The organism is Streptomyces sp. NPDC006294 (assembly GCF_042870895.1).
In the GTDB taxonomy this organism is placed as follows: domain Bacteria; phylum Actinomycetota; class Actinomycetes; order Streptomycetales; family Streptomycetaceae; genus Streptomyces.
In genome coordinates this window covers 45,451-58,510 of sequence record NZ_JBIAHV010000012.1, presented here as the reverse complement: position 1 = coordinate 58,510, position 13,060 = coordinate 45,451, and the positions used below count along the sequence as shown (strand labels likewise).

The 13,060-nt window shown below is 72.5% G+C and carries 12 protein-coding genes, 1 pseudogene and 1 riboswitch; of the genes and pseudogenes, 12 read left to right on the top strand and 1 reads right to left on the bottom strand.

Features of this window, described 5'->3' with window-relative positions:
- Positions 1 to 9 precede the first annotated feature (9 nt).
- The 7 genes from ACFYOP_RS22025 (at position 10) to ACFYOP_RS21995 (ending at position 8,198) form a co-directional block, all read left to right on the top strand.
- Positions 10 to 1,614, top strand: a complete 1,605-nt coding sequence (locus ACFYOP_RS22025; RefSeq protein ID WP_356893332.1) for an ABC transporter substrate-binding protein — start codon at positions 10 to 12, stop codon at positions 1,612 to 1,614.
- A complete protein-coding gene (locus ACFYOP_RS22020; protein ID WP_356893334.1) occupies positions 1,611 to 2,564 on the top strand; it encodes an ABC transporter permease in 954 nt (317 codons plus the stop codon). The genes ACFYOP_RS22025 and ACFYOP_RS22020 overlap by 4 nt, the downstream gene beginning before the upstream one ends.
- Positions 2,561 to 3,379 carry an ABC transporter permease subunit gene (locus tag ACFYOP_RS22015; RefSeq protein WP_356893336.1) on the top strand — a complete coding sequence of 273 codons (819 nt, stop codon included), beginning with the start codon at positions 2,561 to 2,563 and terminating at the stop codon, positions 3,377 to 3,379. Before ACFYOP_RS22020 ends, ACFYOP_RS22015 begins: the two co-directional genes overlap by 4 nt.
- Entirely contained in the window at positions 3,376 to 4,902 is a 1,527-nt protein-coding gene (locus ACFYOP_RS22010) for an ATP-binding cassette domain-containing protein (RefSeq protein ID WP_356893372.1), read from the top strand. The genes ACFYOP_RS22015 and ACFYOP_RS22010 overlap by 4 nt, the downstream gene beginning before the upstream one ends.
- 102 nt (positions 4,903 to 5,004) lie before the next feature.
- Positions 5,005 to 5,138, top strand: a riboswitch (cobalamin riboswitch).
- Between the two features lie 103 nt (positions 5,139 to 5,241).
- The gene (locus ACFYOP_RS22005) at positions 5,242 to 6,351 is read left to right on the top strand and encodes an iron ABC transporter permease (protein WP_356893338.1); all 1,110 of its coding nucleotides are present in this window, start codon (positions 5,242 to 5,244) and stop codon (positions 6,349 to 6,351) included.
- Complete coding sequence (locus ACFYOP_RS22000; RefSeq protein ID WP_356893340.1) at positions 6,351 to 7,163, top strand: ABC transporter ATP-binding protein; 813 nt, start codon at positions 6,351 to 6,353, stop codon at positions 7,161 to 7,163. Before ACFYOP_RS22005 ends, ACFYOP_RS22000 begins: the two co-directional genes overlap by 1 nt.
- Positions 7,164 to 7,178: 15 nt before the next feature.
- Positions 7,179 to 8,198 carry an ABC transporter substrate-binding protein gene (locus tag ACFYOP_RS21995; RefSeq protein ID WP_356893374.1) on the top strand — a complete coding sequence of 340 codons (1,020 nt, stop codon included), beginning with the start codon at positions 7,179 to 7,181 and terminating at the stop codon, positions 8,196 to 8,198.
- A 99-nt stretch (positions 8,199 to 8,297) separates the two neighbouring features.
- On the opposite strand, the gene ACFYOP_RS21990 is transcribed toward ACFYOP_RS21995, so the two are convergent.
- A complete protein-coding gene (locus ACFYOP_RS21990; protein WP_356893342.1) occupies positions 8,298 to 8,870 on the bottom strand; it encodes a YceI family protein in 573 nt (190 codons plus the stop codon).
- A 742-nt stretch (positions 8,871 to 9,612) separates the two neighbouring features.
- On the opposite strand from ACFYOP_RS21990, the gene ACFYOP_RS21985 reads away from it, so the two are divergent.
- From ACFYOP_RS21985 to ACFYOP_RS21965, 5 genes and pseudogenes are all read left to right on the top strand, one after another.
- Positions 9,613 to 10,953, top strand: coding sequence for an amino acid adenylation domain-containing protein (locus tag ACFYOP_RS21985; protein ID WP_356893344.1), 1,341 nt, complete (start codon positions 9,613 to 9,615; stop codon positions 10,951 to 10,953).
- Positions 10,950 to 10,997: pseudogene (locus ACFYOP_RS21980) on the top strand (hypothetical protein); the annotation flags it as partial. The gene ACFYOP_RS21985 and the pseudogene ACFYOP_RS21980, both read left to right, overlap by 4 nt.
- Before the next feature lie 68 nt (positions 10,998 to 11,065).
- Entirely contained in the window at positions 11,066 to 11,665 is a 600-nt protein-coding gene (locus ACFYOP_RS21975; protein ID WP_356893346.1) for a cytochrome P450, read from the top strand.
- Between the two features lie 48 nt (positions 11,666 to 11,713).
- Entirely contained in the window at positions 11,714 to 12,430 is a 717-nt protein-coding gene (locus ACFYOP_RS21970; RefSeq protein WP_356893348.1) for an SDR family oxidoreductase, read from the top strand.
- A gap of 165 nt (positions 12,431 to 12,595) precedes the next feature.
- Complete coding sequence (locus ACFYOP_RS21965) at positions 12,596 to 13,048, top strand: phosphopantetheine-binding protein (RefSeq protein ID WP_356893350.1); 453 nt, start codon at positions 12,596 to 12,598, stop codon at positions 13,046 to 13,048.
- The last annotated feature ends 12 nt before the right edge of the window (positions 13,049 to 13,060 follow it).

The following is a 13,060-nucleotide window of genomic DNA, read 5'->3' as shown; positions in this document are numbered from 1 at the left end:
AACACCGCCATGAACGACGTCCCCGTGAACCAAAGCCCCGTCAACGACCCGCGCTTTGCCGGTCTGCGCCGCAGGGGATTCCTCGCCGCCACAGGCGCCGCCGGCCTCGGCGCCCTCACCCTGGCCGCCTGCGCCGGCACCGGACCGGCCGCCGACACGGCCAAGGGCGGCGGCAGGCCCCGGCGCGGTGGACGGCTGCGCGCCGCGTTCGCCGGCGGCGGCGCGAGCGAAACGCTCGACCCGCACCTGAGCAACCTGTTCGCCGACGTGGCCCGCGCCAAGGCCCTCTTCGAGAAGCTCGCCGACTACGGCCCCGACCTGTCCGCGCAGCCGAGGCTCGCCGCGAGGTGGGAGCCCAACGCGGGCCTGGACCGCTGGAAGGTCACGCTGCGCGAGGCCGTCTTCCACGACGGCAGGCCGGTCACCGCCAAGGACGTCCTCTACAGCTACCGGCGCATCACCGACCCGAAGAAGGCGTTCCGCGCCAAGGCGTCCCTCGAACCCATCGACCTCGGGGCCAGCCGCACGCTGGACGACCGCACCGTCGAGTTCGTCCTCAAGCGCCCGACCGCCGAATTCCCCAACGTGCTCGCCGCGTTCGGCGCGTACATCGTCCCCGAAGGGGAGCAGGACTTCGACAAGAAGCCCGTCGGCAGCGGCCCCTTCCGTTTCGTCTCCTTCGCCCCCGGCAGGTCCGCCGTCTTCAAGCGCAACGACGACCACTGGGACGGCGCCCCCTACCTGGACGAGCTGGAGTTCGTCGTCGCCAACGAGGAGTCCGCCCGCGTCAACGCCCTCCTCGGCGGGCAGATCGAGTACGCCCACGAGCTCGATCCCACCACCGCCCGCGCCCACGAGGGCAAGGGACAGATCGAGATCCTCCGGCTCCCGGGCAGCTCCATGCAGGGCTTCGTCATGAAGACCGACCGCCCGCCGTTCGACGACCAGCGGGTCCGCGAGGCGTTCTTCCTGATCGCCGACCGCAAGGAACTGGTCGACGGCGCCCTCTCCGGCGCGGGCCAGATCGGCAACGACCTGTTCGGCAAGGGCTACGAGTACTACGCGGCGAGCCTGCCCCAGCGCGAACAGGACCTCGACCGGGCGAAGGCGCTGCTCAAGCAGGCCGGCGCCGAGAACCTGAAGGTCACCCTCGACACCTCGCCCGTCGCCGCCGGATTCACCGAGGCCGCCACCATCTTCCGCGACCAGGCCGCCAAGGCGGCCGTCACCATCACCGTCAAAACCGGCAGCAAGGACAGCTACTGGAAGGACATCCTCGACTCCGGGACGCTCGCCTCCTACCGCTCCGGCGCCATGCCCATCGAGGCCCACATCTCCCAGCGCCTGCTCACCGGTTCCACCACCAACGCCACCAAGTGGCACCACAAGGACTTCGACGCCCTCTACCAGCAGGCGCAGTCCACCAAGGACAAGACCGCCCGCACCGCCGTGTACGAGCGTATGCAGCGCCGTCTGCACGCCGAAGGCGGCTTCCTCATCTGGGGCTTCGCCGACTGGATCCTCGGCACCGCCCGTAACGTCAAGGGCGTCGAGACCGAGGCGCCGGCCAACTCCCTCGACTGGGCGCGCTTCGACAAGGTATGGCTCGCGTGAGCGGACCACGCTCCTGGATCGCCCGGCGGCTACTGCTCGGTGCGGCGCAGACGGCAGCCGTCGTGCTGCTCGTCTTCGCCCTCACCGAGGCGCTGCCGGGCGACGCCGCCGTCGCCCTCGCCGGCGACCAGCCCGACCCGGAACGCATCGCCGCCATCCGGGAGGCCATGGACCTGGACCGGCCCGCGCACGAACGCCTGGCCGACTGGGCCGCCGGGCTGCCGCACGGCGACTTCGGCACCTCCCTGGCCTCCGGGCGGCCCGTCAGCACCTACATCACGGACGGCTTCGGACCGACACTGCTGCTCGCCGCCCTGACAGTCGCACTCCTGGTCCCGATCGGCGTCGGCCTCGGCGTGCTCGCCGCCCGCCACGAGGGCGGGCCCGTGGACCGGCTGGTCAGCTCGGTGACGCTCGGCGTGTACGCCGTACCCGAGTTCGCCTTCGGCGTGCTGCTGGTCACCGTCTTCGCCCTGCGCCTGGGCTGGCTCCCGCCGACCGCCGTCGGATACGGCGCCGACCTCCTCGCCCACCCCACCGCCCTGGTGCTCCCCGTGCTCGTCCTGCTCTCCCGCCCCGTGTGTTCCCTCGCCCGCCTCGTACGCGCCGGCATGATCGACGCGCTGGCCTCGCCGTACGCGGCACACGCCCGCCGCTACGGCATCCCCGGCGTCCGCGTCCGGTACGGGCACGCCCTGCCCAACGCCATGGCGCCCGCCGCCCAGCAGCTGGCCCGCACGATCGACTGGCTGCTGTGCGGCGTCATCGTCGTGGAGGCGCTGTACGTGATCCCCGGCCTCGGCACCGTCCTGATCAACGCCGTCGCCGAACGCGACGTACCCGTCGTCCAGGGCCTCGCCGTCGTCTTCGGCGTCACCACGGTCGTGCTCAACCTCGCCGCCGACCTGGTCGCACGCCGCCTCGCCCCCCGGTCGGAGGCGGCCGCGTGAGATCCCGGTTCGCACTCGGCGCCGTCGTCATCGGCGCTCCCCTCGCCCTGGCCCTCCTCGGACCGCTGCTCGCGGGCGAACCCGGCCCTCGCGCCGCCTCGTTCACGCTCGGCGGCGGACACTGGCTCGGCACCGACTTCGTCGGCCGGGACGTCTGGCGTCAGGTGCTGCTCGGAGGAGGCTCGGTGGTGCTCGTGGCGCTGGCCGCTACCGCCCTGGCCTACCTCGTGGCGTTCCCCGTCGGGCTCCTCAGCGCGCTCACCCACCGCACCTGGCTGGAAGAGCTGCTGATGCGGCCCCTCGACGTACTGCTCGCCGTGCCGTCGCTGCTGATGATCCTGCTCGTCTCCGCCGTCTTCACACCGGGCGCGGTCGGCCTCACCCTGCTGGTGGCCCTCGTCAACATCCCCGACGCCGCCCGCATCGTACGGGCCGCGGCGGCCGAGGCCGCGTCACGCCCGGCGGTCGAAGCGCTGCGCATGCAGGGCGAGACATGGTGGCGCACGGGCGTCGGTTACGTCGGCCGCTCCCTCACGCGCACGCTCGCCGCCGACGCGGGCGTGCGGCTGACCGGTGTGCTGTACCTCGTGGCCACCGCCGCGTTCCTCGGCGTCGGCGTCGAGCCGGACGCGGCCGACTGGGCCGTGATGGTGGACCGCAACCGCACCGGTCTGCTCGTCCAGCCCTGGGCCGTGGTCGTGCCCGCCCTGCTCATCGTCGCCCTCACCATGGGCGCCAACCTGCTCGTCGACGCCGGCCTGAAGACCGGGCCGAAGACCGGGCCGAAGAAGGGGAAGCGGACGTGGACGCCGTGAAAGCGGTCGCGGAGATCGAGAACCTGCGCGTGGACGTCGGCGGCCGGGCGATCGTCGACGGAGTGAACCTCAGGGTGCTCCCCGGCACCATCACCGCCCTCGTGGGCGCGTCCGGCAGCGGCAAGACGACCACCGGCCTCGCCCTGCTCGGCGAGTACCCGGCCGGCGCACGCGTCACCGGTCACGTACGCGTGCCCGACGGCCTCGTCGGATACGTCCCGCAGCAGCCCGGCGCCGTACTCAATCCCGCGCGCCGCATCGGCGCGCTGCTGCGGGACATCGCCCGTACGCGGGTACGCCACCTGCCGCGGCGCGAGCGCGGGGCCGCCGTCGGCGAGCGGGTCCTGCGCGCCCTGTCACGGGCCCAGCTCCCCGACGCGGCGTCGATGCTGCGGCGCTTCCCCCACCAGCTGTCCGGCGGCCAGCAGCAGCGCGTCGTGCTCGCGCAGGCGCTGCTGCTCGGCGCCAGGGTGGTGGTGGCCGACGAGCCGACCACCGGCCAGGACGCCCTGACGAAGCGGAGCATCGTCGACCAGCTGGCCGCCCTGTCCCGGGAGGGGATCGCCGTCGTCCTGCTCAGCCACGACCTGGACGTCGTACGCGCCCTCGCCGACGAGGTGCTGGTCATGCGGGACGGACAGGTGGTGGAGTCCGGGCCGGCCGAGCGCCTGTGGCTCGCGCCACGGCACCCCTGGACGGCCGAACTCCTGGCGTCCGAGTCCGCCGCCACCCGCGTCGAGCCGGACTCCGAGGGCGACGCGGTCCTGCGGGCCGGGCCCCTCACCGCCCGCCACGGCCGGACCGCTGTGCTCCGCACCCCCGGACTCACCCTTCGCGCCGGCGCATGCCTCGCTGTCGTCGGCCGCTCGGGCAGCGGAAAGACCACCCTCGCCCGCTGCCTGGCCGGCCTGCACCGCGACCACGACGGGGAGATCCTGCTCGACGGCGTCCCGCTCCCGCGCAGCCTGAGAGACCGCACACGTCAGCAACTCGCCGCGGTGCAGTACGTCTTCCAGGACGCCAGGGCGGCGTTCGACGAACACCGCCCGGTCCTGGACCAGGTGGCCCGGACGGCGGTGCGGCTGCGGGGGACGGCCGAGGCGGACGCCCTGGCCGAAGCGCTGGCCACGCTCGCCGGCCTCGGCCTGACCGAAGACCTCGTACGCCGTCGCCCCGGCCGGCTGTCCGGCGGTGAACTCCAGCGCGCCGCGCTGGCCCGCGCCCTGCTGGCCCGGCCCCGTGTGCTGATCTGCGACGAGATCACCTCCGGCCTCGACACGGTCACCCGGCGGGCGATCCTCGACACGCTCGCCGGACTCGTGCGCGACCGGGGCGACCTGTCCCTGGTCCTGATCACACACGACCTGGCCACAGCCGCGACGGCCACCCGCATCGCCGTGCTGGAGGCCGGCGACCTCGTCGAGGAGGGACCGGCGCGGCAGCTCCTCACCGCCCCGCGACACCCGTTCACCGTCCGGCTGATGGAGACCACCGCACGACTGCCGACGCGGGCACGCGCCTGAGCCCGGTCCGGGAGGCGGACCGGCCCGACCCCCGTGCTCGCGTGAGCCGCATCCTCTCGATGACGGAGGTGACAGAGAAGACGGAGATGACGGACGGGCGCCCTTTCGCACACGCTATGCTGCAAGTCGCCCCGCGGGGGAAGTCCGGTCGAAGTCCGGCGCTGACCCGCAACGGTAGGCGGAGCCCCACAATGGCCCCGCGAGCCCGATCACCCGCGGCGGTGAAGGCTCCTGTCGATTCGCCGTGGACTGCGAGAGGGTGCTGCACAGGGCGCCCCGCGTCCCGCGCCGCGCCTGTGCTCCCGTGGGTGCACGGCCCGAGGCGAAGGCGAACCGCCCGTGGCCACCCCCCTCGAACTCGAACCGGCCGCGCCACCTCACACGGCGCGTACCGGCACCGGCCCCGCGCCGCCCAGGCGTGTATCCCTGCCGCCCCTTCTTGCCGCCCTGTGCGCCGCGCTCGTGCTCTCCATCGTCTGCGGGGCAGGGATGGGGGCGTCGGGGCTGTCCTGGGGCGAGGTGCTGCGGCATCTGTGGGCCGGGCTGACCGGCGGATCCATATCCCCCGACGAAGTCCCGGCGTACACCATCGTGTGGGAACTGCGCTTCCCACGAGCCGTGCTGGCCGCCGTCGTCGGGGCCGGCCTGTCCGCCATCGGCGTCGCCGTACAGGCCATGGTCCGCAACGCCCTCGCCGACCCGTTCGTCCTCGGCATCTCCTCGGGCGCGGCCGTCGGAGCCAATGCCGTCCTCCTCTTCGGAGCCTTCGGCGCTCTCGGCCTGTGGGCCCTGTCCACGGCGGCCTTCCTCTCCGCTCTCCTCGCCATGACGCTGGTGTACACGATCGCCCGCACCGCTGACGGTCTGACCCCGCTGCGGCTCGTCCTGACGGGCACCGCGATGTACTACGGCTTCTCGGCCGTCACCACCTTCATGGTGTTCGCGGCCGAACGCGGCGAGGCTGCCCGGTCCGCGATGATGTGGCTGCTCGGGAGCCTCGGCGGGGCCAGTTGGGCATCCGTGCCGATCGCCGCGGGAGCCGTGCTCGCCGGTCTGGCCCACCTCACTGTGGCGGCGCGCCGTCTGAACGCCCTGGCGATGGGGGACGAGACCGCGGCCGCGCTGGGGGTGGACGCGAGACGGCTGCGCAAGGAGCTGTTCCTGGTCTGCGCCGCCGTCACGGGGGCGGTGGTCGCCGTGAGCGGTGCGATCGGTTTCGTCGGCCTGATGGTTCCGCACGCCGCACGGATGCTGGTCGGCGCGGACCATCGCCGGCTGCTGGCCGTCGCCCCGCTCGCGGGCGCCGTCCTGCTGATCTGGGTGGACATCCTGTCGCGTGTGGTGCTCGCTCCCGTCGAACTGCCGGTGGGCGTACTGACCGCCGTCATCGGCGTGCCGTGCTTCGTCCTGCTGATGCGCCGCCGCTCCTACAGTTTCGGAGGCGCCTGATGCGCGTCGAGACAGCTGCACTGACCGTCGAGATCGCCGGCGCGCGGCTGGTGGCGGAGGTCACGCTCCGGGCGGACAGCGGGCAGGTCGTCGGGCTCGTCGGGCCCAACGGCAGCGGCAAGTCCACGCTGTTGCGCTGCGTCTACCGGGCGCTGCGCCCCTCGGCCGGCACGGTCCGGCTCGACGGTGAGGACCTGCACACCCTCAGCGCGCGCGAAGGCGCCCGCCGCCTGGCCGCCCTGCCCCAGGAAGCGGTCACCGAGTTCGACTTCACGGTCGCCGAGGTCGTGGCGATGGGGCGGCTGCCGCACCAGCGGTCGACGGCCCGGACCACCGACGAGGACCGGAAGGCGTGCGAGGCCGCGCTGGTGAGGGTAGACGCCGGCCACCTCGCCGACCGCGGCTTCCTCACCCTCTCCGGCGGCGAGAAGCAACGGGTCCTGATCGCCCGCGCGCTCGCGCAGCAGTCGAGCGTACTGGTGCTCGACGAGCCCACCAACCACCTCGACATCGCCCAGCAGCTGGACGTGCTGGCTCTGGTCCGCAGCTGGGGGTCCCCCCGGACGGAGTCTGGGGGAGGGCTGACCGTGCTGACCGCGCTGCACGACCTCAACCTCGCGGCGCTCCACTGCGACCTGCTCTACGTCATCGACGGCGGCCGGATCGTCGCGTCCGGCGCTCCGCACGACGTGCTCACGCCGGAGCTGCTGGCCGAGGTCTTCGGCGTACGGGCACACCGCGTACCGCATCCCGAGTCCGGCGCCGTGCAACTGCTCTTCGACCGTCTCCCGCCCACTCAGCCGGCCTCTTGAGGAGCCATGACCGTCATGCCTAATCCCGTACGCCCCGCAGCACTCGCACTCGCCGCCGCCCTGGTGCTCACCGGCTGCGGCGCGGAAGTCACCACGGACCAGGAGGGTGGTGGTGCCACCGCGCGCGGTGGCCACTATCCGGTGACCGTCGAGAACTGCGGCCAGAAGAAGAGCTACGACACGGCGCCGCGGCGTGTGGTCACCAATGACGTCGGCATCACCGAGATCATGTTCGCGCTCGGACTCGAGGACCGGATGGCGGGCTATGTGATGCCCGACGACAGGGGCGACCTCACAGGCGTGCCCTGGAAGGACGCGTACCGGAAGACCAAGTGGCTCTCGAAGAAGACGATCAACAAGGAGCTGGTCCTCGACGCCCGCGCCGATCTGGTCTTCGCGGGCTGGAACTACGGCTTCAACGAGGGCGAGGGCTTCAGCCCCGCCGAGCTGGAGAAGGTGGGCGTCGACTCGTACCTGCTGAGCGAATCGTGCCGCAACGGGCAGGGCAAGGCCCGTGGGGTGATGCCGCCGCTCGAAGCGCTCTACACCGATCTGCGGAACCTGGGAAAAATCTTCGACGTCGAGGACCGCGCCGAGGCACTCGTCGCGGACTTCGAGAAGCAGGTGGCCCAGGCGCAGGCGACGGCTCTGACGGGCGCCGACCGCCCGCGCGTCTTCCTCTACGACGACGGCCGGGACAAGCCGCTGACCTCGGGCCTGTACGCCGGGCCGCACGACATCATCACCAGGGCGGGCGGCGACCATGTCATGAAGGACCTCAAGGACAGCTGGGCGACGGTCGGTTGGGAGACCGTGGTGGAACGTGACCCCGAGGTGATCGTGATCAACGACTACGGAGACACCACGGCCGAAGCGAAGCGAAGGTTCCTGAAGTCGTATCCGCCGCTCGCCGGCGTCTCGGCCGTCAAGAACGACCGGATCGTCGTTCTCGACTACGCGGAGCTGGTGGAAAGCCCGCGCAACCCGGCGGCCATCGCCTCACTCGCCGCGGACCTGAGGCGGTTCTCTTCGTGACCTGAGGTGTCCACCCGGCCGACCCGCCCCACCCCGATATGCCCGTGATCCCGGAGCTGCCTCCGCGTAGGGCTGGGCGACTGACGGAGCGTTCAGCGGCTACGCAGGTTGGTCCGCCGGTTCGAGTCCGGTCACCTCGAACTCCACACGAACCTCGTCGGCGAGCCGCAACGCGCCCATGAAAGCGGCGTAGGGCTTGATTCCCCAGGTGGACTGCGTGACGGTCGCCCAGCCGCGCAGAGTCCTGTCGCCATCGCTCTTCGCGTGCACCGTCACCGGGTGAGTCCGGTCCTTGATGGTGAGGTCACCGGTGATCTCGAAGGACTCCGGCGTTCCTGTGATCCTGGTGGAACGGAAGGAGATCGCGGGGTGCTCCGCGCTGTGCAGCAGGGCCTTGCCCTGTAGCGTCTTCTTGATCTCGGCCCGGTCGGCGCCGGTGAGCGGCTTCAGCCCGCCCGTTCCCTCGCGAACCTCCAACGCGCCGGTCTCGACGGTCACTCGCACCGACGACCTGTCCGGGTCGCCGACGGCCACGACCGCCTCCCCGGACCATCGGGTGGCCTCGATGGCGAGGTCGTGCCCCGCCCTGCGACCCAGTCCGGCGCGGCCGGTCCTGATCAGGAGGCGGCCGGTGGACGGTCCGAGCCGGTATGTTCCGTCTGTGAGCGTCACGGTGCCGACGGTACGGCGCGAAGGCGGCCGGAGGGCTGAGGCAGCCCGTCCGGCGTGTCCCCGGTCGCCGGCTGCGGTGCTGCAGCGGAGCCCGATGCCGAACATCGGGAGACCGCATCGCCGCCGCCCGCCTTCGAGCCGCCCCTGGGACAGCTCTCCTTGGACGGTCCCGGAACCTTGAGCGTGCGCGTTGCCTTTGGACGCACGTGGGCGCCCCGGACCGGCGCGGACTGGTGAGAATTCAGCCAGCGGCCGGCGGGACAGCGCGCCACCCGTCCGGGTGCCCTGGCCGTCATCGCAGGTGAAGCGGCGGGTTCTGAGTGCGAGGAGGGGCGTGCTTCCAGCCAGATACCTGGACTTGCCTTGCCCGCGGTGTACGCCGGTTCCTACGCTGGGCACTGCTTCGTGATCTTGAATGCTCTGAGGGGGCGAGCACATGGGGGAGCTGTGTCGGCACGTCCGCCGGTCGGCGGCGGGACGAAGACGTCCGCTCGGACGGCTCACGGGCGACTGACCGCGCCTTGACGCGGTCCTTCCCCGACACGACACCGACCGCGATTCCGACATCGACCCCGGCTCTCGTCCGGTTCGGTGTTCTGGATCCTTCTTGTCACCGGGCCGTTGAGGCCTGAGTCCTCTGATCCCACATGTTCAGGCCCCGCGCATCGTGCGCGCTGCGGGCCAGTCCGGTGTGCACGGCCGTGGCCGGGCACGACCGTCACGTAAAGAGGGAAAGGCTGTCATGGAAAGGCTGAGCGAGGCGCACAACGGCGCTGGTGCGCTCATGGAGACCGACGCACCGGAGATACCGATTCCGGACACCGGTCTGAGCGAGGTCTTCGAGAAGCAGGTCGCGCAGGCCCCTGAGGCGATTGCCGTCGAGTACGGGCGGCACGGGGAGCACCAGCTCTCCTATGCGGAGTTGAACGACCGCGCCGAGCAACTCGCCCGGCGTCTCGTCGCCCGGGGCGCCCGCCGCGGCGGCCGGGTCGGCGTGCTGCTCGAGCGGTCCGCCGCCGTGGTGGTGACCCTGCTCGCCGTCGCGAAGACGGGCGCCGCCTACATGCCGCTCGACGCGCGTTCTCCCGAGACGCGGCTCGACGCGATCCTCGACGGTGTCGACCGCGCGCTGCTGGTGGTGGACGCGGGTACGGCGCAGCACCCCGCGGTGGCGGGACGGCGCACCGTACTGGTCGGCGAGGACGGCGTGCCCGATGACGTGTCCGACGGGGTGGAACCGCCGTACGGCGCTGCCGTCGACGAGCCGGGGACCGATGTGCCCGGGGCCGCCGACGTGCTGTACGTGATGCACACCTCCGGGTCCACCGGCGTCCCCAAGGGCGTGCGGGTCACGCACCGCAACGTGCTCGCCCTCGCGTTCGACCGCGTGTGGCGCGGCGGCGCCCACGAGAGGGTCCTGTTCCACTCGCCGCATGCCTTCGACGCGTCCACCTACGAGATCTGGGTGCCGCTGCTGTCCGGCGGCCGCGTCGTGGTGGCCCCCGAGGAGATCAATGCCCCGCTGCTGAGGCGCCTGGTGGGCGGCGGCCGGGTCACGGCGCTGTGGCTCACCGCGGGCCTGTTCGGGGCGCTCGCCGCCGGCGATCCGGGCTGCCTGGAAGGCGCTCGTGAGGTGTGGGCCGGCGGTGACGTGGTCCCGCCGCACGCGGTGCGCCGCGTCGTCGAGGCGTGCCCCGGAATCACCCTCTACAACGGCTACGGCCCCACCGAGACCACGACCTTCGCCACCCGTCACCGCATCCACCCCGGGCCGCCGACGGACGGCGACATCCCCATCGGCCGGCCGATGGACCACACGCGCGTGTACCTCCTCGACGAGGAGCTGCGGCCCGTACCGGACGGGGAGACCGGGCAGCTGTACGTGGCCGGGGCACATGTCGCGGCCGGGTACGAGGGCCACCCGGAGCTGACCCGGGAGCGGTTCCTGCCCGACCCGTCCGGCGCGCAGGGCGAGCGGATGTACGCCACCGGGGACCTGGCCCGCAAGGACGCGACCGGTGATCTGCGGTACGTGGGGCGCGCGGACCGTCAGGTCAAGGTCAATGGCTTCCGCTCTACGTGACGTACACCTCCGGCTCGACGGGGCGGCCCAAGGGTGTCGCCGTGCCGCACCGCGCGGTCGTCCGCCTGGTGGAGGGTGCGGAGTACTGCCCGATCGCCTGCTCGGTGACCTGGTGCGCGCCGCCGACGAGGACGGCATGTTCACCGACGAGGAACTCGTCTCGACCGCCATCTTCCTCGTCATCGCCGGCCACAAGACCACCGCCAACCTCGTCGGCAACGGCGTCTGGGCCCTGCTCCGTCACCCCGAACAGCTCGAACTCCAGCGCGCGAAGCCGGAGTTGACGGATTCGGCGGTCGAGGAGTTCCTGCGCTACGAAGGCTCGGTCGACCGCGGAACGCTGCGCACCGCCGCCCGGGACCTGAGCCTCGGCGGACAGGCCGTGCCCGAGGGCAGCTTCGTTCACCTGTCGGTGTCCGCCGCCAACCGCGACCCCGCCGTCTTCGACGACCCCGATCGCTTCGACATCACCCGCTCGCCCAACCGCCACATGACCTTCGGGCACGGACCCCACTTCTGCGCCGGCGCACCGCTGGCCCGCCTCGAAGGACGCATCGCCTTCGAGACGCTGCTGCGCCGCGTCCCCGACCTCGCGTGCACGGTGCCGCCTGAGACGCTGAGGTGGGTCGCCGACAGTTCCATCAGCCGGGGCCTGGAGCGGCTCCCCGTCCGCATCGCAGGCAAGCAGCCGCGCCACACGAACACCCTCTGACCCGTGATGCACAGAAATTCAGAACTCGCAGAGCAGGAGCACCACTTCATGACCGACCAAGCCACCGCCCCCGTCGCCCTGATCACGGGCGGATCCAGCGGCATCGGCGCGGCCACCTGCCGCAGGCTCCTCGCCGAGGGGCACCGCGTCGCCGTCACCGGCCGCAGCGGAGAACGGCTGCGGCGCTTCGCCGAGGAGACCGACGCCAAGCCCGGCACCCTCCTCACGCTCCCCGGCGACGCCGGCGACCACGCCGCTGTCGAGGCCGCCGTGCAGGCCACCCTGGACGCGTACGGCCGCATCGACACGGTCGTCGCCAACGCCGGGTACGCCACGCACGACTCGCTCGCCGACGGCGATCCGGCCGGGTGGCGCGACATGGTCCTCACCAACGTGCTCGGCCCGGCCCTGCTGATCCACTACGCCCTGCCCGCGCTCAAGGAGACGCGCGGCCGGGTCGTGCTGATCGGCAGCGTCGCAGGCGTCGTCTACACGCCCGGCAACATCTACGGCGCCACCAAGTGGGCGGTCACCGGCCTCGCCGAGAACACCCGTCGCATGGTCACCGCCGACGGCGTCGGCGTCACCCTGGTCGCCCCGGGACGGGTGGAGACCGGTTTCTGGGACGCCGCGGGCGGCGCGCCCCAGGGCGGCATCAACCTCACCGCCGACCAGATCGCCGACTCGGTGGTGTGGGCCGTGTGCCAGCCCGCCGGCGTCGACATCAACTCCGTCGTCGTCCGCCCGGTCGGCCAGGCGGTCTGACCCGCCGGTCAGTACAACGCGCCGCGCGGGCGTCCCGGACGAGGGACGCCCGCGCGGGCCTCGGCGGGACCATGCGCCCGCGGCCCCCGCCTTCCGCCCTTGGGCCACCTCGATCCCGCCCCCGCCCTCTGCCACCCCGCCCCGCAGCACTCCAGGAGCGCAGTCATGTCCACCGAGACGTCCGCCACGGCCCCCACCCCGGCACACGCACCCTCGGCCGACGACCCGCACACCGAACACGGCCGGCTGCGCACCGCCCTGGCCGGCCTGTGGGGCGACGTGCTCGGCACCGGGCCGGTCGACGCCACGGCCGACTTCACCGCACTCGGCGGGAACTCCCTGCAGGCGGCCCGGATCGCCGCCCGCATCCGTACCCGCCTCGGCACCCCCGTGACCGCGGCCGAACTCTGCGAGCACGGCACCGTCACCGCCCTGGCCCGCCTGCTCGCCGACCGGCCCCGTGACACCGGTGACGCACTGCCCCCGGTGACCCCCGCCCGCGGCGACGGCCCGTTGCTCGCTCCGGCCCAGCGCCGCCTCTGGTTCCTCGACCAGCTCAGCCCCGCCGCCGGCGCCGCGTACAAGGCCTGCTGCTCGCCTGTGCGGGCACCTTCCTGAGCTTCCTCGACG